Below are 22287 nucleotides of genomic sequence, written 5' to 3' on the forward strand. Positions count from 1 at the left end.
GACAGCCTCGCGGACAACGGATTGCGAAGGCGTGGGGGAACTGTCGAGCTACAGCGCCCCCACCAGTGCACCGGGTGCTCGTGGCTGTGGGCGGCCCGGAGCATCCGGGCGATGTTGACGCCGGAACGACCCTCGAAGGTGTCGTTCCTCTGCGGCGGGGCCGACGTTCGGCAGCAGGCGCAGCAGTGCCGGAACATCGACACGGTGTGCGAGCAGCATCAGCGTTGCCAGCGCCGCGACGAGGATCAGGGCCACGTCTGCGGTTGCGGTCGGCATCGTCAGGTACAGCGTCACGAGGAGCAGCGAGGTGACGACCATGCGCTGGTATCTCATCCCGCACCTCCCTGGTATGCCACCGAACCCGAGTCGTTGCTCAGGGTACAGATACCGCAGGGTCCGTGCACAGGTGCCAGGTATCCCCGACGAACACCGGACCTCGGGCTTGCACGCAAGGACGCACGTAGTCGGGCAGTCGCTCGAGCTCCGCGTCGGCGTCGGACGACAACCCACCGACGTAGGACGTATCGATGCGTCCGGTCTGCTCGAAGCGATCGACGTTGTGCCGTGCGATGTACGCATCGGGGTTCAACGCCGCCAGAGTGAGCACGGTCAGAACCGCACCGACGCCCACGGCTCTCGGTAGCCAGCGCCCCGACATCCGCGCGCCCGAGATCAGAAGCAGTACGAACACCGATCCCAGCCACCACTCGACGGCCGTGACGAACAATCTGAGCGTCGTGTAGCCGTACTGCTGCTCGTACAACGACATTCGATGCAGCGCCGACGCAACGATCACCAACGACAGCAGGCACAGCGCTCCGAGCAACGCCCGCAATGCGATTCGATCTCCTCTGCGGTTTCGCGGGGCCTTCGCGACCGTCACCGCAATGACGAGCAGAGTCAGTACCGTGACCGCGAGCAATTGCCAGAAGCCCTGCCGGGCGTACTCGGCATTGGTCAGTCCCTCCGTGGTCGCCACATGCCCCTGCCCGCCGAACAGCGTCGGAACCTGGAACCCGACGAACACGACGAACAACGCCACCACCGCCCCGAGCGGAACCATCCACTCCCACAACTGCACCGATCGACGCGGCGACGGAGCAAGGCGATCGAATCGAGGCGAATGCAGCGCGACGTAGCAGACCGCGAGCGCACCTGCTGCAGTGAGCACGAAGACGAGAATGCGTCCGAAGATGGACGCGGCATCGAACTCGGGCGTCACCGCGCCCAGCGCATCCGAGAAGCGCTTGTCGGCCGCACCGAACAGCGCTGCGAACACGACGACGAGTGCGATCGTCACAGCAGCGACCATGCCGGCCCGCACCGGCCGCGGCCCCTCCAGGTCGATCGAACCGGCTCCGCGTCGGATCCACCGAGCAACCCGCACCGGCAGCAACACCGGCAGGAGACCGCCGAGTGCAATTCCCGTCCATGTCCAGGCGCGGGAGAGCACCACCACTGCGACCACGATGGCCAGCGTCGTCGACATCGTCACGATCCACTCGGCCGCGCGCAGTGCAGACACGCTCGCCAAGGCCAGTGCTCCTGCCACGCCGGCCCATTCCCACCGCGAGAGCCTGCCGCGGCGGGCTGCGAGTACGACGACGACGAAGGCCACGGCAGTGACCAGCACACCGAACGTGTTGTCCATCAACGTCACTGCACCGACCAGTCCGGCGAGAGCCGACCCGAGGAGTGCCGCGCGAGGGGGCTGCGAATACCGCAGCACCGGCCAGGTGCGCGGCCCCCAGACAGAGCGCCCGTGCTTCGATCTCGGCTGAATCGGAATGTCGATCGTGCTCATAACACTTCCTTCTTGTGTGTTTCGGGCATGGAAGGTCGGCGGCTGCAGTCCGGAGACGAGCAGTCGCGGTTCGGGTGGATCGGGAAAGTCAGTGCTCGGGGATGGCCACTCTGATGTGGCAGCCGAATTCGGTGTCGAGAACTTCGATGGTTCCGCCGTGCAGCTCGGTGGCCCAGCGGGCGATGCCGAGGCCGAGACCTGTTCCGCCGTCGGTGGATCCGCCGCGGGTGAATCGGTCGAACACCGCATGGCGATCGGCGAGGGCGATGCCCGGCCCCTGGTCTACGACGTCGAATGCATAGGCTCCGCCGATTCGGTGAGCCCGCAGCGTCACAGTGCTCGCATGGGGGGAATGCCGCACGGCGTTGTCGACGAGGTTGGTGATCACCTGTGTCATGCGAGATCGGTCGGCCACGACGGTCGAATCTCCGGGCGAGACGACGATCGCCACTCGTCCTCGGTGAACGGAGGTCGCGTCCTCGAGGAATTGCTGCACCGCGAACTCCTCCGGGGCAATGGTGAGCACACCGCCCTCCACCCGAGACAGGTCGAGCAGTTCGCTGACCAGGTCTCCGAGTCGTTCGGTTTGACGCAGCGCCACCGACAGCGTTGCGGGATTCGCGTCGGTCACCCCGTCGACCATGTTCTCGAGCACGGCACGCAGCGCAGCGATGGGCGTCTTCAACTCGTGCGAGACGTTGCCGATCAGTTCGCGGCGGTACTTCTCGGCAGCTTCCAGATCACTCGCCATGGTGTTGAACGCCGTGGCGAGCTCACCCACCTCGTCCCTCGACGTGGCTCGCACTCGTGTCGAATAGTCCCCTCGCGCCATCGCTTTGGCGGCCGAGGTCATCTCGCGCAGCGGCGACGTCATCCCGTGGGCGACGAACTGTGTCACGGCCAAGGACACGACGAGAGCTGCGAGGAGGGTGTAGCGAAATTGCCAGCCCGCCCCGATCCAGAAGACGACGCTCGCGAGCACCAGCACGATACCGACGACGAGCGAAACCTTGAGCTTGAACGACCGCAACGGATCCAACGGACGCGGCAGCATGCGCGTCATCGCGGCGACTCCACGGCATAGCCGACGCCGTGCACGGTGCGGATGAGATCGCCACCGAGTTTGCGACGCAACGCTTTCACGTGAGAATCGACCGTCCTGCTGCTGGCGGAATCGTCCCAGCCCCAGAGTTCGGACAACAGGGTCTCCCGCGAGACCGCAGTGCGCGGTCGAGCAGCCAAATAGGCGAGGATGTCGAATTCCGTTCTGGTCAAGTGAATGTCACCGGAGGAAGTGGTCACCCGCCGTTCCCGGTGATCGATCTGCACGTCACCGACTCGAACCGCCTGCGGTTCGGCGGCCACCGTTCGCTCGGCACGCCGAACCAGGGCGTGCACGCGAGCGACCAACTCGCGCATACTGAACGGCTTACCGAGGTAGTCGTCTGCGCCGACGCCCAGGCCCACGAGCATGTCCGTCTCGTCGGACTTGGCCGTCAACATCAACACCGGGACCGGGCGGGACGCCTGAATACGGCGACACACCTCGAGCCCGTCGAACCCGGGCAGCATCAGATCGAGCACCACCACGTCGGGATCGATCCGGGCGCACGCGTCGACGGCAGCCGGTCCGTCGGCGGCAGTGACGACCTCGTACCCTTCGCCGCGCAGCCGAGCGGCAACGGCGTCGGAGATCGTGGGCTCGTCGTCGACGACGAGAACTGTGCGGCTCATGAGAACTGACCCTAGAGGGCGCACGTGGAGGAGCCCGTCGGGAAATGTGGAGGTTCGGTGAAGGTTGAGCCAGGCGTTTCACATCGCACTCGGTGGAACGCCGGTAACGATCACCGGCTGATCCTGGGCGCTCCTACGCGGCGGAACGCTTGTCCATCCACATGGCGGTGGCCAGTACACCGAGACCGGCCACCGCCAGGCCTGAGCCGACGGCGGCGGGTGCCGTGTACCCGAATCCTGCGGCGATCACGGCACCACCGACTGCCGCTCCGATGGCGTTGGCCAGGTTGAACGCGGCATGGTTGAGCGATGCGGCGAGCGTCTGAGCGTCCTCGGCCACGTCCATCAACCTCGTCTGCAGACCGGGGACCACAGAAGAGCCGGACGCGCCGATGAGGAACACCAGCAGGAGTGCGGTGATCGGATTGTGGGCGGCCACGACGAACACCGCAAGAGTTACCGCAGTAGCGGCCAGACCGACGAAGGTGCCCTTGAGCTGGTACCTGTCGGCGAGCCAGCCGCCGGCGTAGTTTCCGACGACCATTCCGAGTCCGTAGATCATCAGGGCGACCGGAACGAGTGCGCGGGCGAGACCGGCGACGTCGGTCAGAGTCGACGCGATGTAGGTGTAGACCGCGAACATGCCGCCGAATCCGACGATGCCCACGAACAGGGTCATCCACACCTGGCTGCGCCGCAGTGCGCCCAGCTCGGTGATGGGGCTGGTGGTCGGCATCGCGTCGAGTCGTGGCATCCAGAGGACTAGCGCGGCGACGGTGAGGGCACCGATGACAGCAACGAGCGTGAATGCACTGCGCCATCCCAACGCCTGCCCGATCCAGGTCGCCACCGGGACGCCGACGACGTTCGCGACGGAGAGTCCCATCATCACCATCGCGACGGCCTTGGCTCGCTTGCCCGGTTCGGCGAGGTGAGCAGCCACCAGGGCCGCGACACCGAAGTACGCACCGTGCGGCAGGCCGGCGACGAAGCGCGAGGCGACGAGTTCGTTGAAGCTGGGCGCGAACACCGTGCCGAGGTTGCCGAGGGTGAAGGCCACCATCAGCGCCAGTAGCAACATCCGCCGGGGAACGCGAGCAGCCAGGGCTGCGATGGTCGGCGCACCGACCACGACGCCGAGAGCATACGCGGAGATCATGTGGCCGGCCGAGGGCTCGGAGATCCCCATCGTCGTGGCGATGTCCGGCAACAGACCCATCGACGCGAACTCCGTGGTGCCGATCCCGAAGCCGCCGATGGACAGTGCCAGCATCGCGAGCTTGCGGCGGGTGGAGTGCGGTCGGTGACTGACACTCAGGCCACTCGACACCTTGCCGCGCACAGCGCTGACTCGGGCAAGAGCGGAATCGGTGACAGTCACAGCAGTACAACCTTCGTGTGCAAATCGGGGGCAGAGGAAGCGGCCGGAATTCGAGCCTGCGGTCGGGGACCCACCGGGCCCGACCCAGAAGGCAACGTCGCTCCCGTCAATTGTCTTCCCGACGGCTGATTGTTTCGCGTGGATGCACCGTGATTGTCCTCACCCGAACATCTGCTCGAGCTCGACCCGATCGGATGCCGTGCCCTCGTTCCGATGGGGTGCCGTTACCCGCTACGATGATCGCCAGGTCATGAGTGCCAGCATCGAGCCCCGGCTTGCTGGCCGGCAACCCTCCAACCGCGGTGGGGTGCCCCGGGTGAACGACCAGGCCGATACGGCACGCGAGTGCCGTTTCGACAAGCGCGGGTCCGCAGGAAGCGGACCCACTGAACCTTCGGTCCGCAGGGGCCGAAGCCTGTCAGGAGGTTCTTCCATGTGTTGCTGTACCGATACGCCCCGTAGCGCTCGACTTCTCGAGCTTGATTCGACATTCGATTCGTCTCAGACACACTCGTCTCAATAAAACGGAGTATCACCAGCCATGACCGATTCCACCCCCGACGTCGTCGACGCCACCGGAGCACCCACCGAGGATCCGTTCACCGATCCCGCAGCCGACTGGAGCTTCGAGACCAAGCAGATCCATTCGGGTCAGACACCGGACGGCACCACCAGGGCTCGTGCGTTGCCCATCTACCAGACCACCTCGTACACGTTCGACAACACCGATCACGCCGCCGCCTTGTTCGGTCTGGCCGAGCCCGGCAACATCTACACCCGGATCATCAACCCGACACAGGATGTCGTCGAGCAGCGCATCGCGGCCCTCGAAGGTGGCGTCGCGGCATTGCTGCTCGCGTCGGGGCAGGCCGCCGAGACGTTCGCGATTCTCAACCTCGCCGAGGCGGGCGACCACATCGTGTCGAGCCCGCGGCTCTACGGCGGCACGTACAACCTGTTCCACTACACGCTCCCCAAGCTGGGTATCACCGTCTCGTTCGTCGACGATCCCGACGACCTCGAGCAGTGGCGTGCCGCGATCACTCCGTCGACCAAGGCGTTCTACGGCGAGTCGATCTCGAACCCCAAGAACGACATCCTCGATATCCCGGGGATCTCGGCAGTGGCCCACGAGAACGGCATCCCGCTGATCGTGGACAACACCGTGGCGACGCCGTACCTGCTGCAGCCGTTGAAGCACGGTGCCGACATCGTGGTGCACTCGGCGACGAAGTACCTCGGCGGACACGGCACAGCAATCGCGGGCGTCATCGTCGACGGTGGCACCTTCGATTGGACGCAGGGCCGTCATCCCAACTTCACCACCGCGGATCCGAGCTACCACGGCGTCGTGTTCGCCGATCTGGGCGCGCCCGCGTTCGCATTGAAGGCACGCGTCCAGCTGCTGCGTGACATCGGTGCTGCAGTCTCGCCGTTCAACGCCTTCCTCATCAGTCAGGGTCTGGAGACGTTGAGCCTTCGGATCGAGCGGCATGTGGCGAATGCGCAGAAGGTTGCTGCCTTCCTCGCCGGTCGCGACGACGTCGTCTCGATCAACTACGCCGGACTCGAATCGTCGCCGTGGTACCAGCGTGGGCAGGAATTGTTGCCGAAGGGGCAGGGCGCGATCATCGCGTTCGAGCTGAAGGGTGGTGTGGACGCGGGCAAGAAGTTCGTCAACGCTCTCACTCTGCACAGCCACGTCGCTAACATCGGAGACGTGCGCTCACTCGTCATCCACCCCGCATCCACCACGCATTCCCAGCTGACTCCGGAGGAGCAGCTGGCATCGGGCGTCACTCCCGGCCTGGTCCGTCTCGCCGTGGGCATCGAGGGGATCGACGACATCATCGCCGATCTCGAGGTCGGATTCAGCGCGGCGGCATCTTGAGCAACAGCTGCGACACAGGCGTTCGTCCGGAGGCGGTTCTTCCGTCTCCGGACGGGCGGTTGGGCACCATCGACATCGGTGGTCTCGATCTCGAGAACGGCGAGCGAATCCCCCAGGTGACCGTCGCGGTGCAGCGGTGGGGTGAACTCGCCACCGACCGCAGCAACGTCGTGCTCGTCGAACACGCCCTCACCGGGGACTCGCACGTGTCCGGTCCGCCGGACGCCGATCACGCTCTACCCGGGTGGTGGAACGGAATGGTCGGTCCCGGCTGCCCCATCGACACCGACGAGTGGTGCGTCGTGGCAACCAACGTGCTCGGTGGCTGCGGCGGCACTACGGGCCCGAGCAGCGTCTCGCCCGACGGAACCCCCTACGGCTCTCGTTTCCCGGACATCTCCATCCGCGATCAGGTCGCTACGGAAGCGGCGGTGGCCGACGTCCTCGGAATCGAGCGGTTCGCTGCTGTCGTCGGCGGCTCGATGGGCGGTATGCGCACCCTGGAATGGATCGTGGGACATCCCGACCGAGTGGCGGCGGCGTTGGTCCTTGCGGTCGGTGCCAGGGCGACTGCCGACCAGATCGGCACCCAGACAACACAGATCGCGGCGATCAAGGCCGATCCAGGATGGCTGGGCGGCAACTATCACGACACCGGCACCTCACCGTCGGCCGGACTCGGCATCGCGCGGCGCATCGCGCATCTGACGTATCGGACCGAGAGCGAACTCGACATCAGGTTCGGAAACTCACCACAGAACGACGAAGACCCGTGGGCCGGTGGCAGGTACTCCGCGCAGAGCTACCTCGAGCATCAGGCTGCCAAGCTCGTCAACCGGTTCGACGCGGCGACGTACGTCCTGCTCAGCGAAGCGATGAACCGACACGACGTAGGCCGTGGCCGCGGCGGAGTGGCCGACGCTCTTGCGTCCACATCTGTCCCGACCATCGTCGGCGGAGTCGACTCCGATCGCCTGTATCCGCTTCGACTGCAGAAGGAGATCGCTCGCGAACTCCCCCAGTGCCGCGGACTCGAAGTGATCCAGTCGCGCGACGGACACGACGGCTTCCTCACCGAGGCCGATTCGGTGGCCAAACTGCTCGCCGAGACGATGGAGCTGGCCCGCCTCGGTCGGCGCTGACTCCGCACTCGTTCACCGGGTGCTCGAGCGCCGAGGTCAGTCGGTTCCCAGCGGATCGATCGACAGCGACAGAAAGACAATGGCTCCGCCGACGCCACCCAGCGCCAACACATCGAACGCGCGACTGCGCACTTGCAGTGTGCCGACACGTGTTTCGGGCAGACACAGCCGCAGGACGGCCGCCAGCAGCGCTGCGCATCCGAAGATGAACGCGCCGCGCCGCCAGCGATCGGCCAGCACCAGGATCAGCGCGGCGAGGACGACGACCGAGACTGCGACGATCGGTAGGTTGCGCGCGACTGCCGCACGAAATCCCGGATCGGGCTCGCTTCGCTCGTCCTCTGCATCGTTCACGTCGGGTCCGCTCAGCTCTCGGCGGCGACGCGTTCGGCGCGCTCGACGACATTGGTGAGCAGAAAGGCCCGCGTCAGCGGACCGACACCGCCGGGGTTGGGCGAGAGGAACCCTGCCACCTCCGCGACACCGTCGGCGACATCGCCGCGCAATCCGTCCTCGGTGCGGGTCACCCCGACATCGAGCACAGCAGCACCAGGCTTGACCATGTCCGCAGTGATCAATCCGGGCACTCCGGCAGCGGCGATGACGATGTCCGCACGTGAGACCTCGGCGGCCAGATCACGAGTTCCGGTGTGGCACAAAGTAACTGTCGAGTTCTCCGAACGCCTCGTGAGCAGCAGTCCGATGGGTCGCCCGACCGTCACACCGCGGCCGATGACCACCGCGTGCGCGCCGTCGAGAGCAACGTCGTAGCGGCGCAGCAGATGCACGATCCCGCGAGGTGTGCACGGCAGTGCGGCGTCCTTGCCCAGCACCAGACGGCCGAGGTTGATCGGGTGCAGACCGTCGGCGTCCTTGTCCGGATCGATTCGCTCGAGCGCAGCGTTCTCGTCGAGATGCTTCGGCAACGGCAATTGGACGATGTAGCCGGTGCATTCGGGGTTGGCATTGAGTTCGTCGATGACGGCCTCGAGATCTGCCTGGGTGATGTCCGCGGGTAGGTCGCGACGAATCGACGTGATGCCTACCTTGGCGCAGTCGTTGTGCTTGCCCCGGACGTACGCAGCCGAACCCGGATCGTCGCCCACCAACACGGTCGCCAGACCTGGGGTGATGCCCTTGTCACGCAGCGTTGCCACGCGGGCGGTGAGATCGACGAATATCTCGTCACGGGTCGCTTTGCCATCGAGAATCGTTGCAGTCACCCGGTCATTGTTCCAGGTTCTGCGTCAGCAGCGGCGCACCGGTCCGATCACCGCCGTCAGCCCTCGACTACGAGCCCGTGCGCTCCTGCATATGAAACGGCCTGCATCAGCTCGATCTTCGTATTACGCACGCTCGCGCTGACCCACAGAGATGCGTCGACGACGGCTCCGCGCAGATCTGCCTCGTCGAACTTCGCGTCGACGGTGCGGGCACCGGTGAAATCGACCGAGCGCACCGTGGCCTTGCGGAAGTCTGCCGATACCAGGTTGGCCTCCCGCATTCGGCACCCCGTCAGATCGAGGCCGCGAAGGTCGGCCCTGCCCAATGACGCGAGGGTGAAGTCGACCTCGTCGTACGTCGCGGGACGCATGCGACTGTCGACGAACATCGATCCCATCAGAGTCGAATGGCGAAAAGTACTGTGCTGCAGATTGGTCCGGGTGAAAGTGCACGATCGAAATGCGGAGTTCGTGTGAATCGATTCGGTAAGGTCCGTGCCGGTGAAGTCGCATTCGGTGAACACCACCGAGTCGGTTCGGACGCCGCTCATGTCCGCATCGCGAAAGGTGCACCGAACGAACTGCCTACCGGTCCACTCCTGCCCGTCCAGTCGCGTGTCGGAAAAGTCCTCACCGATCGTCTGTTCGTCGTCCACCTGCCCCATACTTCCCGGGCTCGAGATGGCAGAGTGAACCGGGTGTTTCGACTCATGTTCTTCGAGCCCCGCATCCCACAGAACACCGGCAACGCGATTCGCCTGGTCGCCGGCACCGGCTGCGAACTGCACCTGGTGGGTCCGCTCGGCTTCGACATGTCCGAGCCGAAGCTCAAGCGGGCAGGCTTGGACTACCACGACCTGGCGTCGGTGACGGTGCACGATGACCTTCCCTCGGCGTGGGCCGCGCTGGCACCGACTCGCGTGTTCGCCTACACCGCCCACGCGGCCCGGTCCTACGCCGACGTCGCATACGAACCCGGTGACGTCCTCCTGTTCGGACCGGAACCCACTGGATTGCCCGACGACGTTCTGGACGACCCGCACGTGACCGATCGGCTGCGAATCCCGATGATTCCCGGCCGCCGATCGTTGAACCTGGCGAACGCGGCAGCAGTGACGATGTACGAGGCATGGCGCCAGCACGGATACGAAGGCAGCGTCTGACGGGTTGGCGTTCGACCGCGCTCGAACGCCCTAGCTGTCGGAGCGCGCTCTGACCGAAGGTGCGTTGGGCGCGGGCGAGACCGTGGTCGCGTCGGATCGTGAGTTCAGGTCTTCGACCATCGACGTAGACGGCCAGCATCTTCGGCCTCGGAGGTGAAACTGATTGTGAGCGTCGACAAATCGATCCGGTACGCGAGGTAGTTCTTCTGTGACACCGACCTGTCGAGTTCGCCCTGTCGGCTCGACCGTGTCGATTCCACCTCGACGAGATCGGCAGTATTCGACGCGGCCGCGGTCGGATCGTCGGCGATCAGCGAGAGCCGTCCGGTAACGATTTCCTTGCATTCGATCGGCGCCGGGGCCCGCTGCCGGGCGGAGTCGACTGCCATCTCGTGCGCGAGCGCCGGCCCTGCCAGAGAAGTCGAACAGTCAAGTGGTGGAGGCACATTCGATGGATCGGAAGCGGAGCACAACAGCAACACGAACGCGCATCCGGGTACCGCGACCGCTGCAGTCAGGGTGCGGGGAACCGGACTTCTACGACGATTCATCCCCGGACGCCAGCGGCACCGTTACACAAACCTCACCGGCTTGCTGCCATGGACTCGCAGGGCGGGGTACCGTGTGCCGCACCGGCCCGTTTCGCTCGTGAAGGAGCTTTCTTTTGTTCTCTGTTTCCCTCCCCCGTCTCTCGTCCTCCAACTCCTCCTCCGCGCGCACGTCCAGTCGGTTCGGTAGTCGAATTGCCCGCACCGCAGCAATATTCGCCATGGGCTCGGGATTGACGGTTGCAGCCCTGTCGGGCACGGCCACTGCGTCGGCAGCCCCCGTCAACTGCGTGTCTCCGCCCTCGGCCAACGACATCCAGGTCGACGACACCGCGAGCTGCGGAGCAACCTCGAACGGAACCGGACGGGCCACCGCAGGTGCTGCCGACAGCGGCACCGCAGTCAGCGTCAACGACGGCCCGGGCTCGACGACCACCTACGCCAACGGATACGGCGTCGCCCTCGGAGCGAGCAAGAATGCAGGGACGGCGTACTCACTGGCACTCGGCGGCGGAATCGCTCACTCGTGGGCAGACGCCGGACAGACGACTCTCGCTGTCGCCGGGTGGGGATCCGGCGCTACCTCCGAGGCTCAGGGCGTCGATTGCGTCGGCCCCTTGTCACTGGCACTGAACCTCACCAGCGGCCAGTTCTGCGTCCTCGGTAGCTGATCGCCCGGTTGCAGGCACAAATCCGGTCTACGGAGCCGATTACCCCGACACGAACTCGTCGAGGTAATCGGCTCCTCCTACATACACGGTGTGACCGGACTTCCTGGGCCGCTCCGCACATCCCTCGGGAAGCCGCGGCGCGGCTCGTTCGGTTTGCTCGAGGACTCCGACGGCATGATCACCACCTCTGACCAGCAAGCCAGCTGCCCCGAAGCGCCTTTCCGTTCTTGTCGGTGGGTCGAGATAGTCTTCTTTCAGTTCGAACGCACGTTCTGAATGTTGCTCACCGGGGGGTGAAAAAATGGGTGCAGTACCGACCGTGTCATTGGAGGCGTTGACCGCTGCCGCGCGTGAGGAGAATCGACAGGCCGCCCGCAAGATCACCGCCTGCTATCGCGTGCACTGCGACTGGGTCACCCGCGACTCCAAGCACAAGCATTACAGCCGGTATGGGCGCACCGAAATGTCAGTGGCGTTGGGCTGCTCGGCGACCGTCGCCGAAGCGTATGTCTCGATCGGTGTCGCCCTGCACACGCGGATGCCGCTGGTGAAGACCGCGTTCGAGGCAGGCGATATCGATCTCGCGCGGGTGCGGACGGTATGTCGGATCCTCGACAATCTCTCCGACGACATCGTCACCCGCGTCGAAGCCGACGTGGTCGAGGCGGCGCGGAGGTCGTCCCCGGGCCCGCTCGAGCAGGCGATCTGGGACATCCTGCTGCGCGTGGCACCCGAGGAAGCGGCCGCGTTGCGGGAGTTCGCGAAGAAGTTCCGGACCGTCACCTACAGTCCCGCCGGAGAACTCGCCCGCATCCGAGCCGAGCTGACCGCCCCCGAAGCCGCCGCCGCGTGGCAACTCCTCGAAGAGATGGCCGATACTCTCTGCCCGAAAGACCCGCGCGGGAAGAAAGAACGCCTGTGCGATGCATTCATGGCCCGCATGCACGGCGAACCCCGACTGGCATGCCTGTGCCAACGCACCGACTGCCCCAAAACCGAGGCGACATTGCCGGATCGGCGGGTGCCGTTGACGATGATCACCGTCGACATCGCCACCCTCATCGGGCTACTCGCCAACCCGGCCTATCTGGCCGGGCACGGTTCCATCGACCCCGATCTCGCGCGAGAGTTGGCACGCAACAGTCACTGGCAGATCCTGCTCACCGAAGCAATGACCCTCGCCGAGAAACTCGGGCTCGCTGTGCAGAACCCGGAGACCGGGGAATGGGAACAAACACCGAAAAACCCCACGCCGGAAACAGAAGAAGATAAGGATCCGCCGACGAACACCGACCCGGCACCATCAGCGGCAGCGGCAGCGGCATCAGCAGCGAACACCGGCTCGGCAGCACGCGGGAACAGGACTCGCACAGACACAGCATCGGCAACGGACTCCGAGACCGGATGCGGCACTTCCACCGATACCGATGCGACCACTGCACCGGAAACGGAACCGGCGAACGAATCCGCCGCAAGCAATGACCCCGCCACCGAATCAACCACCGCACCATCACCCACCCCAGCTTCTTCGCCGACAAGCGTGACGGCAACGACCACCTCGCCCTCGCCGACAATCGTGATGGCAACGGCCACTGCGCCAGCACCGGCGACAGCAGCGGACTCGGCCTCCGGCCCGGGAACAAATCCCGGCGGTGGCTCCGCTGCAGCACAAGCACCTGCGCCGATTGCGGAGCCAGCACCCAGCGTTGCTTCCGATACACGTTCAGCTGCAACACAACACGAACGGTCCGACACCGCAACGGCGGCACCGACGGATGAAACTTCACCAGCAATGGAGGACGGACCATCGAGTCCGAGCGCTGACACATCCTCACCCACAGCTGACAGCAGCGACAACCAGCGACGCCCGCAATCGCTGACCTCCGCCGCAGCCCTGTTCTGCACCCACACACCCCTCGGCCGGGGCACACGGCACAGCTCTGCCCTCGACCTGGACGACATCAGACACCCCGCCCACAACATGAGAGCACTCGACCTACGCTCGGCAATCCGGCTGAACAACCCGACGACCCCCACAGGCCACACACCCGCAAACCGCACACCCTCAGGCCTCTACCTCGGCAACGCCTCCCTCGCCGCAGCACTCGAAGCCGCCATCGCCGCAGACCCCACCCTCGGAAAATCAGTACCCCGCGACCCACTCACCGACCGCGCCCTGATCTACCGACCCGACACCCTCACCACCGCCGCCGTCCGACTACGCGACAAACACTGCCGATTCCCCGGCTGCCACCGACCCGCCGCACGCTGCCAACTCGACCACATCACCCCCTTCGACCACGCCAACCCTCGCGGCGGCGGCTGGACCACCGTCAACAACCTCCAATGCCTCTGCGACTACCACCACTCCGTCAAAACCGCCGGCTATTGGAAGGCCGTCATGCTCCCCGGCGGAGCGATCCTGTGGACATCGACATCCAAGACCACCCGAATCACCCTGCCCACCAACGCAACATCCGTACCCATCCTCGGCAACGACCTCAGACCACACATCCCCACCACACCGAAACGATCCGGCCACATCGCCTACCCCAACCCACCCGACAACCAACAGCCCGAGACAGAACCCACAGCCGAAGACACCGACACCCCGCCCTTCTGAAGATCGGAGTTTCACGGAAGTACGGCGGACCCATGCCGCGCGTGCACCAGGGTCGGGGAGCCGAACCCCGCTGCACGAACCCGCTCGGCCCCGACCGTCGCCGAACGTCGACGTCGGCCCACGCGGCCTGCAGAGTGGACCTCGCTCATCGACCGGCATACTCGAGAAATGAGCAATCCACGTGCAACCGCTCGCCCCCGAGCACTGACGTTGCACGGCCGCATCAGAGTGTTGACGATGAGCGTGGCAGCCCTGGCGGTCGCAGTGAGTGCTCTCGCGATCTATCTCGTCGCGGAGCAGGCCCTCCGCTCACAGATCGCGGACCGCGTGGAACGCAACAGCGACGCCATTATTGCCAGCGCGGCAACGGGGGTTCCGGCCAATCTGCTCGGCTTCGCCATCGGAGACACCGAGGGCACCGCGGTGAAGGTCGCCTTCGCGACGACTGACGGCGCATTGGTGACGTCGACGAACGGCTCCGAGCCGTTCACCAATTCCGACGGCGTTCTGGACGCCGCGGAAAGATCGGTCATCGACGGCGACACCGATCAGTCCCTGCGCGAGGCGCGGGGCTATTACATTTCGGCCAAGCGCACCGACTCAGGCGAAACGATCCTGGTGGCCGAATCGCTCAGCGCGGCGTCACCGCTACTCGGCAAACTCACTCTCGCCCTGGTCCTGGTCGGTGCGTTTCTCGTCGCACTGGCAGGTGTCGCGGGTGCCGCCGTGGCACGCACCGGACTCCGCCCGGTCAGGCGACTGCGGGCCGGTACCGAACGTGTTGCCCGCACGGGAGACTTCGAGCCCATCGACGTCAACGGAGACGACGAACTGGCATCACTGGCCAACAGCTTCAACGAGATGCTGGCTTCCCTGTCTCGTTCACGAGCACGGCAGGGTCAGCTGATCATCGATGCCGGCGCGGAACTGATGGAGCCGCTGACAGCATTGCGCACCAACATCGATCTACTGATGTCCCTCGATCGGCCGGACACTCCGGACATGCCGGAGGACCAGCAGGACCGATTGCGCGTCGAAGTCATCGCTCAGATGGACGTCATCATCGGGCTGGTGCACGACCTGGTCGACCATGCCCGGGAGCCCTCGCCGACCCCTCGGTGACGACCGAGAACTTTCAGGACGAGAGCCGCACGCCGGTCAGGTGTTCCGAGGCGTCCCAGAGGCGACGCGCATCGTCCATCCTGCGCATCGGCTTCCACATGCCGACCTCGGTCGGTGGCCCGCCGATGACTCGCTTGGGGCCGAAGAACTGATCCCCACCTGCGTCGCTACCAGCGGCCGCAACCAATCCCGGCTGAGCTGCGCTGTCCACAGTGCCGGCAATGCCGAGGCGGGCAAGAACGCCGATCAATCGTCGGCCGGCAGAATCCTTCGGTCGCCCCAATCCCGGTTGTGCCGCAAGCAGATTGGTCGGCGAAATCCCCGGGTGAGCGATATTGCTGGTGATTCCCCAGCCGCCTGCCCTACTACGAGCCTCGAGTTCACGTGCGAACAGAGCCACCGCGAGCTTGGATTGGCTGTAGGCCTTCATGACGTCGTAGGAACGCTCCCAATCGAGGTCGTCCCAATTGATGGTCGCCGATCGCGCCGCGATGCTCGTCTGATGGGTGACCCGCGCACCACCCTTCCGCAGCAGCGGCAGCAGACCGAGGGTGAGCGCGAAATGGCCGAGGTGATTGGTACCGAACTGCAGCTCGAACCCATCCCGGGTGACCTGACGCTCGGGCGGCTGCATGACGCCGGCGTTGTTGACGAGAATGTCGATCGACCGGCCTTCCGAGACGAGTTCGCTCGCCAACGCTGCCACCGAGTTCAGTGACGACAGATCCAACGTGCGGGTGCTGATCTGTGCGCCGGGTACTGCAGTCCGGATCGACTCGGCAGCACGCTCCCCCTTGGCGGCCGAGCGGACCGGCATGACGACCTCGGCTCCGGAGCGGGCGAGTTGCGTGGCGATGACCGTTCCGATCCCGTCGCTTGCTCCCGTGACGACTGCAACCTTCCCCGTCAGATCGGGAAGTGAGGTGTGTGTTTCGCGGCCCATGACAAGCTCCTGTGCTGGTGTCGATCTGCGGATTCGATCTGCAGAACCCATGTTCGACGATTACCCCGAGCTCATCCAGGACTTCCCGATCCACTGATACGACCGAGACCGTGGATCACGTCAGGACAGAACCTGAGTTCCCACCACCGCGAGCAGCTCCAACTTGGCGTAGCTTTCGCTGCCGGGGACTGCCGTGTACACCAGCAGGCGATGCGCTTGCTCGGGGTCGAGAAGGGTCTGACAGTTCAGCTCCAGCAGACCGACCGTCGGGTGCAGAAATCGCTTGAAATCGGGCGGGCGTACCCCCACTTCGCGTTTCGCCCACAGGGTTCGAAATTCCTCGCTGACCTCGAGTAGCTCTGTGGAGAGGTGCGCAGCTGTCGAGTCGGGTCCGCGAAGAGTGACGATTTCGCGCAGACCCGACGCGTACACCCGAGACAGCGCTGCACGCTCCTCTGGCGGATACGACTGCCGGGCCTCGGGGTCGGTGAACCAGCGATACCCCAGACTTCGCCCGGGGCCGGTGCGCTGCGAGGCATCGCCGGTCAGTGCCGCACCCAGCGGCGTCTGACGGAGCGTCTCTCCGAGTTCGGACACGATCTCGGCGGGCGTGTCGTTCAGCCGATCCAGAATGCGTAGTAGTCCTGGGCTGATGTGGTCGCTCGACGACCCGCGCACGGGAGGATTGTGCCCGGCGAGCCGGAACACGTGATCACGCTCGCCGAGCGACAGATGCAATCCCTGCGCGATGGAGGCGATCATCTGAGTCGACGGGGCAGGTCCGCTGGCCCGTTCGAGTCGTGCGTAATAGTCGGTCGACATGTGGCTCAGCTCTGCGACCTCCTCACGGCGGAGGCCTTGCGTGCGTCTGCGCTGCCCCCGTGGCAGACCGACGTCCTCCGGCTGCAACGACTGCCGTCGCTGCCGGAGAAACGCTGCCAATTCCGGTCGATCGATCACGTCGGTTCCTTCTTTCCCGTGCGTGCGCATCGCGTCTGCAGTGCATTGTGCCTGCTGCGCGATGGTTATTGTCGAGAGATGAATGCTCCCTTGACCGTCGTCACCGGCGGTAGTCGCGGAATCGGCGCGGCGGTGTCCAGGCGGCTGGTGGCCGACGGGCACGATGTGGTGATCGGCTATCGCTCCGACGCCACTGCCGCGGAAGCGTTGGCCGCCGAATTGTCGACCGACGGCCGAACGGTGATCGCCGTGCAAGCCGATACCACCGACGAGCAGGCGGTGATCGATCTGTTCACCGCAGCCGCCGAGATCGGCGCAGTCACCGGTCTGGTGAACAACGCCGGTTCGGCGCGCGCCGTGGGCGCGCTGGTGGACAACGACGTCGAGACCATCAGAGCGGATCTCGACGTCAACCTCGTCGGGGTACTCACCTGCTGCAAGTACGCGATCGCGGCCATGGCCGAATCGGGTGGCTCTATCGTCAACATCTCCTCCGCCGCCGCGACACTGGGCAGTCCGGGCATGTACGTCCACTACGCGGCAGCCAAGGCCGCCGTCGATACACTGACGGTCGGACTGTCGAAAGAAGTTGCTGCGCAGAACATCCGCGTCAATGCCGTGGCACCCGGGATCATCGAGACCGACTTCCACCGAGATCGTGAGCGGCCACAGAAGATGGCGTCGAGCATTCCCCTCGGTCGCCCCGGTGTGCCGGACGAGATCGGCGGTGCGGTGTCGTGGTTGTTGTCCGAGGATGCGCGATACGCGACCGGAACCGTCATCAGGGTGGCCGGCGGAATGTGAGTACGTCGACTCCTCTATCGAGGGGCGATGCGGTGCAGCTCCACATCCGTCAGCGCACCACCTTCGGCCGTGGCCGTCATGTACGTACAGAACGGTTGCCGACGCCGATCCGTCGGCGATCCCGGGTTGAGCAGCCGTAGGCCGTTGTCCGCGACCGTGTCCCACGGTATGTGACTGTGGCCGAACACGAGCACGTCCGTCTCCGGGTACGCCGCTGCCATTCGTCGTTCACGTCCCGTCGCGGCACCGGTCTCGTGCACCACGCTGAATCGGACTCCGCCGAGCACGACGTCGGCGCGTTCGGGCATCAGAGCCCGCAACTCTTCGCCGTCGTTGTTGCCCCAGCATGCAACCAGTCGACGCGACCGCTGCGAGAGTTGCTCGAACGCAGCCAGGTTCACCCAGTCGCCTGCATGGATCACCACATCGGCGTCGTCCACAGCCGACCACACCTCGGCGGGGAGATCGCGAGCGCGCTTCGGGAGATGAGTGTCGGCAATCAGCAGTAGCTTCACCACTCGATTGTGCACGTCGCCGATCCACTACCGCACATAGACCGCAGTGCGGTGCCCCTCGACGACGTGGACGCGAACGGGGGTATCGAACACCTCGGTCAGCACGTCGTCCTGCATCATCTCCTCGGCGGTACCCGTGTTCACGATGCCGCCGTCGCGCATCGCGACGATACTGTCGGAGTAGGCAGCTGCGAAGTTGATGTCGTGCACTACGAGCACGATCGTCTTGCCCAGTTCGTCTGCAGCACGACGCAATTGCCTCATCATCAACACCGAATGCTTGAGATCGAGATTGTTCAGGGGCTCGTCGAGCAGAAGATATTCGGTGTCCTGAGCCAGCACCATCGCCACGAACGCTCGTTGCCGCTGCCCACCGGAGAGTTGATCCAGAAATCGCCCTTCGAGGGCCTTCAGGTTCAAGAATTCCAAGGCGTCGTCGACGTGCGCCTCGTCCTCGGGACCGAGCTTGCCCTTCGAGTGCGGGAACCGGCCGAACCCGACCAGCTCACGGACCGTCAACCGCGCGGTGATGTGGTTCTCTTGACGCAGGATCGACAGGTGCTTGGCGAGTTCCCGAGACTTCGTGACGCGAACATCCATCCCGCCCACGGTGATCGTGCCCGAGGTCGGATCGAGCAATCGCCCGATGATCGTCAGCAAGGTGGATTTTCCTGCACCGTTCGGCCCGACGAGCGAGGTGATCCCGCCCTCGGCAATGGTGCCGGTGACAGGACCGAGGACGACCACGTCCTGATAGGACTTGGTCACATCACGAAAGTCGATCACAGCGTGCCCCTACGAAGAATCATGATCAAGAACAGGATGCCACCGGCGAATTCGATGATGACAGTGAGGAATCCGCCGGCGTAGAAGATGTGCTGCATGACGAACTGCCCGAGCAACAACGTCAGGAAGCCCAGCAGGAACGCCATCGGGAGGACGTAGATGTGCTTGTAACTGCCGGTCACCTGGTAGGCCAGCGTCGCCACGATGAAACCGAAGAACGTCATCGGTCCCACGAGCGCCGTCGAGAACGCCACCAGTAGAGCGATCAGCATCAGCATCGACGTCAGTTCGCGCTTGTACGACACCCCGATCCCCATGGCTGCCTCCCGCCCGAGCAGCAGTGCGTCCAGGTGGTGTCGTCGCTTCCACAGCACGACTCCGGCGAACAGACACACTCCGAACGCCAACGGCAGGTAATCCCCCTTCACCGCGCTCAGTCGGCCGAACAGCTCGACCGAGAGCATGTCGTATTCGGTGGGTGAGAGCAGGCGTTGCAGAAACGTCGAGATACTGTCGAACGCCAACCCGAGCACGACGCCGACCAGCAGCATCAGGAACAGGCTGCCGAGCTTTCCGGAGAACAGCCAGCCGTACAGCACGGTGGCCAGTGCCACCATCAATGCCGTCTGTGCCAACAGCTTCGGGATCCCCTCGGTGTCGGCGATGACGGTGCCGCCGAAGACGAACACCATCAGTGTCTGCATCAGCGTGTAGAGCGAATCGAACCCGATGATGGACGGTGTCAGAATGCGGTTGTCGGTGACGGTATGGAAGACCACCGTGCCGAGGCCGTGCGTGAACGCCGCAACGGCCATGGCTCCCAACATGTTCAGCCGCCGAGGGAACGCGAATGCGAACGATCCGCGCACGAACAGGAACAGAAAGCACACGATGGCGATCGCCACGATCACCGAGAGCACCGCCAACCGCATCCTCGGAGTGAAGCGCGAGGCCTTGGGTCCGTCCAGAACCGGGCCGGCGATGCGCGGGGCCACTCGGGAACTAAGCACTGACATACCGGCGCTGCCTCACGATCAGAACGACGAACACGACTGCCCCCAGAACTCCGAGAACGACCGATGCGGGAATTTCCATGGGTGCCACGACTGTTCGACCGACGAGATCGCATGCCAGCAGCAGACCGGCACCGACGAGCGCCACCCAGGGGAGGTTCTTGCGAACGTCGTCGCCGAGCATCATCGACACCAGGTTGGGCACGATGAGTCCGAGAAACGGAATGAACCCGACGACGACCGTGGTGACGCCGGTCGCCACGGCAACCATGGCGACTCCGACCAGAACGATCTGCTCGTACCTCATACCGACGTTGGTCGCGAGCTCCTTACCGAGCCCGGCAACTGTGAAGCGATGCGCCAGCAGGTATGCCAGCACGGCAATGACGATCACCGCCCACATCGGTTCGTAGAATCCTCGCACGATGCCACTGAACCCGCCGGACCGCCAGGCCGACATCGCCTGCAGCAGATCGAAAGTCCCGGCGAGGAATGTGGTGACGGCCCCGACGACGGCCCCGAGCATGATGCCGACGAGCGGGACCACCAACGTCGTCCGGACCGACAGTCGCCGGAGCACGCCGACGAACAGCAGCGTGCCGACCAGAGCGAACACCGTGGCGATGAGCATCTTGGTCATCGGCGGGGCGTCGGGCAACACGATCAATGTGGCCAGAACGCCGAGGCCGGCCCACTGCGCCGTACCGGCGGTGGTGGGCTCGACGAACTTGTTCTGGGTGATCATCTGCATGATCACCCCGGAGATGCTCATGGCCATGGCTGCGAAGATCAACGCCAGCGTGCGCGGAACCCGCGAGATCAGGAACATGTTTCTGGCCGCGGGATCGTCGACCATCGAGGCGACGGTGATGTCGTATCCACCGACGAGTAGCGACGCGACGGTCAACAGCGTCACGACCACCACGATCGCGGCAAGCAGGAGTCTCTTGTTCGTCATGTGGGCGATGCGTCGAACGGTGTTCGCCGGGGCCTACGCGGCGTTCTCGAACGCGTCCGAAATCGATTGGAACGCTTCGGTGTACGCCTGGATTCCCTCGCGGGTGTAGAAGAACGGATCGAGGTAGATGATCTGGTCCTCGGTGGTGAAGGTGGTGTCGGCGAAGGCTTCCTGAGCGTCGAAGACGGCCTTGGCGGGGGACGAACCGGGCTCACCCGCTGCGGCGTCGCGGTCCAGAACGATCACCCAATCGGGGTTGGCCTGAGCGATGGTCTCCGGTGCCAGACCCGAGTCACCATGGACATCGCCTGCCTGCCCTGCGAATACGTCGGTCAGTGTGAGGGGTTCGAGGAGACGACCGATGCGCGCGGCACCGTTGTCGATCTTGCCGCCGTTGACGTTGGCAAGAAACACCGTCTGACCGGTGGTCTGCGCCGCGGCAGAAGCCTCCGCGGCGTCGAGGGCCGCGACGATCTCGGCCGCCCGGTCCTCCTTGTCGAAGATGACGCCGAGTGTCTCGGTCTGGGTCTTCAGAGTGTCGACGAAGTTCTCGTCGTCGGGCGAGATGTCGATGGTCGGCGCGATCTGGCCGAGCTCGTCGGTGTACTCCTGAAATCGGTAGCCGCCGATGATGAGATCGGGTTCTGCTTCGCTGACCACTTCGAGGTTCGGTTCGCGATGTGTTCCGACGTCGAGAATGGCATCGTTGTCGATCCACTCCTCGAAGCCCGTCGACGGCATGATGGGTTTGGGCAGAGCGACCGGCTCGATACCGAACGCCCGAAGCGTCTCGAACGAGGTGTTGTCCAGTGCTGCCACGCGCACAGGATTCGCGGGAACCTCCATGCTGCCGTTGTTCGTCTCGATGGTGACGGTTGCTGCGTCGGTCGACTCACCTGTGGCCGAGTCGGTGCTGCACGCACCGAGCACGAGCAGCGAGGTCGCGGCGGCTGCGACAAGCAGGTGGGGGACGCGGAACGTTCTCACTTCGGTGTACTCCATTGCT

The 22287-nt window shown here is 64.8% G+C and carries 23 protein-coding genes and 1 riboswitch; of the genes, 7 read left to right on the forward strand and 16 right to left on the reverse strand.

Translation table 11 applies throughout. The features are described from left to right. Positions 1-48: 48 nt before the first annotated feature. From R3P95_RS03865 to R3P95_RS03885, 5 genes are all read right to left on the reverse strand, one after another. Complete coding sequence (locus R3P95_RS03865) at positions 49-333, reverse strand: DUF6412 domain-containing protein (RefSeq protein ID WP_068051721.1); 285 nt, start codon at positions 331-333, stop codon at positions 49-51. A gap of 40 nt (positions 334-373) precedes the next feature. Continuing rightward, positions 374-1804, reverse strand: coding sequence for a DUF4153 domain-containing protein (locus R3P95_RS03870; RefSeq protein ID WP_317547345.1), 1431 nt, complete (start codon positions 1802-1804; stop codon positions 374-376). A gap of 88 nt (positions 1805-1892) precedes the next feature. Further along, positions 1893-2867 carry a HAMP domain-containing sensor histidine kinase gene (locus R3P95_RS03875; protein WP_317547346.1) on the reverse strand — a complete coding sequence of 325 codons (975 nt, stop codon included), beginning with the start codon at positions 2865-2867 and terminating at the stop codon, positions 1893-1895. Beyond that, a complete protein-coding gene (locus R3P95_RS03880) occupies positions 2864-3538 on the reverse strand; it encodes a response regulator transcription factor (protein WP_283347107.1) in 675 nt (224 codons plus the stop codon). The genes R3P95_RS03875 and R3P95_RS03880 overlap by 4 nt, the downstream gene beginning before the upstream one ends. 133 nt (positions 3539-3671) lie before the next feature. Continuing rightward, on the reverse strand, positions 3672-4811 hold the full coding sequence (locus tag R3P95_RS03885) for an MFS transporter (protein WP_068051784.1): 1140 nt from the start codon (positions 4809-4811) through the stop codon (positions 3672-3674). A gap of 354 nt (positions 4812-5165) precedes the next feature. After that, positions 5166-5288: riboswitch (SAM riboswitch) on the forward strand. A gap of 172 nt (positions 5289-5460) precedes the next feature. Here R3P95_RS03885 and R3P95_RS03890 point away from each other — a divergent pair. Next, positions 5461-6810, forward strand: a complete 1350-nt coding sequence (locus tag R3P95_RS03890; RefSeq protein ID WP_082323496.1) for a bifunctional o-acetylhomoserine/o-acetylserine sulfhydrylase — start codon at positions 5461-5463, stop codon at positions 6808-6810. Then, positions 6804-7952 carry a homoserine O-acetyltransferase MetX gene (gene metX, locus R3P95_RS03895; protein WP_394855393.1) on the forward strand — a complete coding sequence of 383 codons (1149 nt, stop codon included), beginning with the start codon at positions 6804-6806 and terminating at the stop codon, positions 7950-7952. Before R3P95_RS03890 ends, metX begins: the two co-directional genes overlap by 7 nt. Before the next feature lie 36 nt (positions 7953-7988). Here the strand turns inward: metX and R3P95_RS03900 are convergent, their stop codons facing one another. From R3P95_RS03900 to R3P95_RS03910, 3 genes are read right to left on the reverse strand one after another with little or no spacing between them, the layout of a single operon-like run. Then, complete coding sequence (locus R3P95_RS03900) at positions 7989-8306, reverse strand: DUF3017 domain-containing protein (RefSeq protein ID WP_317547348.1); 318 nt, start codon at positions 8304-8306, stop codon at positions 7989-7991. Between the two features lie 11 nt (positions 8307-8317). Continuing rightward, positions 8318-9175 (reverse strand): bifunctional methylenetetrahydrofolate dehydrogenase/methenyltetrahydrofolate cyclohydrolase, encoded by an 858-nt coding sequence (locus R3P95_RS03905; protein ID WP_149405382.1) that lies wholly within the window; start codon positions 9173-9175, stop codon positions 8318-8320. A gap of 56 nt (positions 9176-9231) precedes the next feature. After that, the gene (locus tag R3P95_RS03910; RefSeq protein ID WP_317547349.1) at positions 9232-9840 is read right to left on the reverse strand and encodes a pentapeptide repeat-containing protein; all 609 of its coding nucleotides are present in this window, start codon (positions 9838-9840) and stop codon (positions 9232-9234) included. Between the two features lie 33 nt (positions 9841-9873). On the opposite strand from R3P95_RS03910, the gene R3P95_RS03915 reads away from it, so the two are divergent. Further along, positions 9874-10338 carry a tRNA (cytidine(34)-2'-O)-methyltransferase gene (locus R3P95_RS03915; protein WP_188078563.1) on the forward strand — a complete coding sequence of 155 codons (465 nt, stop codon included), beginning with the start codon at positions 9874-9876 and terminating at the stop codon, positions 10336-10338. 104 nt (positions 10339-10442) lie between these two features. On the opposite strand, the gene R3P95_RS03920 is transcribed toward R3P95_RS03915, so the two are convergent. Beyond that, positions 10443-10727, reverse strand: coding sequence for a DUF4349 domain-containing protein (locus R3P95_RS03920; RefSeq protein ID WP_317547350.1), 285 nt, complete (start codon positions 10725-10727; stop codon positions 10443-10445). Between the two features lie 275 nt (positions 10728-11002). Between R3P95_RS03920 and R3P95_RS03925 the strand changes: the two genes are divergently transcribed. The 3 genes from R3P95_RS03925 (at position 11003) to R3P95_RS03935 (ending at position 15302) form a co-directional block, all read left to right on the forward strand. After that, positions 11003-11557 (forward strand): DUF6764 family protein, encoded by a 555-nt coding sequence (locus R3P95_RS03925; RefSeq protein ID WP_188078561.1) that lies wholly within the window; start codon positions 11003-11005, stop codon positions 11555-11557. A gap of 301 nt (positions 11558-11858) precedes the next feature. Beyond that, positions 11859-14180, forward strand: a complete 2322-nt coding sequence (locus R3P95_RS03930) for a DUF222 domain-containing protein (protein WP_317547352.1) — start codon at positions 11859-11861, stop codon at positions 14178-14180. Between the two features lie 168 nt (positions 14181-14348). After that, positions 14349-15302 (forward strand): methyl-accepting chemotaxis protein, encoded by a 954-nt coding sequence (locus R3P95_RS03935; protein ID WP_149405376.1) that lies wholly within the window; start codon positions 14349-14351, stop codon positions 15300-15302. A 13-nt stretch (positions 15303-15315) separates the two neighbouring features. Here R3P95_RS03935 and R3P95_RS03940 read toward each other — a convergent pair whose 3' ends face one another. Beyond that, entirely contained in the window at positions 15316-16245 is a 930-nt protein-coding gene (locus tag R3P95_RS03940; protein WP_317547353.1) for an SDR family oxidoreductase, read from the reverse strand. A 120-nt stretch (positions 16246-16365) separates the two neighbouring features. Further along, complete coding sequence (locus R3P95_RS03945; RefSeq protein WP_317547354.1) at positions 16366-17205, reverse strand: helix-turn-helix transcriptional regulator; 840 nt, start codon at positions 17203-17205, stop codon at positions 16366-16368. Between the two features lie 78 nt (positions 17206-17283). Between R3P95_RS03945 and R3P95_RS03950 the strand changes: the two genes are divergently transcribed. Further along, positions 17284-18009, forward strand: coding sequence for an SDR family NAD(P)-dependent oxidoreductase (locus R3P95_RS03950; protein WP_317547355.1), 726 nt, complete (start codon positions 17284-17286; stop codon positions 18007-18009). 14 nt (positions 18010-18023) lie between these two features. On the opposite strand, the gene R3P95_RS03955 is transcribed toward R3P95_RS03950, so the two are convergent. Genes R3P95_RS03955 through R3P95_RS03975 form a run of 5 tightly spaced genes read right to left on the reverse strand, consistent with a single transcriptional unit; the run spans position 18024 to position 22283 of the window. After that, positions 18024-18524 (reverse strand): metallophosphoesterase family protein, encoded by a 501-nt coding sequence (locus tag R3P95_RS03955; RefSeq protein ID WP_068051769.1) that lies wholly within the window; start codon positions 18522-18524, stop codon positions 18024-18026. Positions 18525-18551: 27 nt separating this feature from the next. Next, positions 18552-19310, reverse strand: a complete 759-nt coding sequence (locus R3P95_RS03960) for an iron ABC transporter ATP-binding protein (RefSeq protein ID WP_068051772.1) — start codon at positions 19308-19310, stop codon at positions 18552-18554. Next, positions 19307-20326, reverse strand: coding sequence for an iron chelate uptake ABC transporter family permease subunit (locus R3P95_RS03965; protein WP_262498290.1), 1020 nt, complete (start codon positions 20324-20326; stop codon positions 19307-19309). The genes R3P95_RS03960 and R3P95_RS03965 overlap by 4 nt, the downstream gene beginning before the upstream one ends. After that, positions 20313-21281, reverse strand: a complete 969-nt coding sequence (locus tag R3P95_RS03970; protein ID WP_068051775.1) for an ABC transporter permease — start codon at positions 21279-21281, stop codon at positions 20313-20315. The genes R3P95_RS03965 and R3P95_RS03970 overlap by 14 nt, the downstream gene beginning before the upstream one ends. A gap of 33 nt (positions 21282-21314) precedes the next feature. Further along, complete coding sequence (locus R3P95_RS03975; protein ID WP_317547357.1) at positions 21315-22283, reverse strand: siderophore ABC transporter substrate-binding protein; 969 nt, start codon at positions 22281-22283, stop codon at positions 21315-21317. Between the last annotated feature and the right edge of the window lie 4 nt (positions 22284-22287).

The sequence above is a fragment of the Rhodococcus cercidiphylli genome (assembly GCF_033042225.1).
Taxonomy (GTDB): domain Bacteria; phylum Actinomycetota; class Actinomycetes; order Mycobacteriales; family Mycobacteriaceae; genus Rhodococcoides.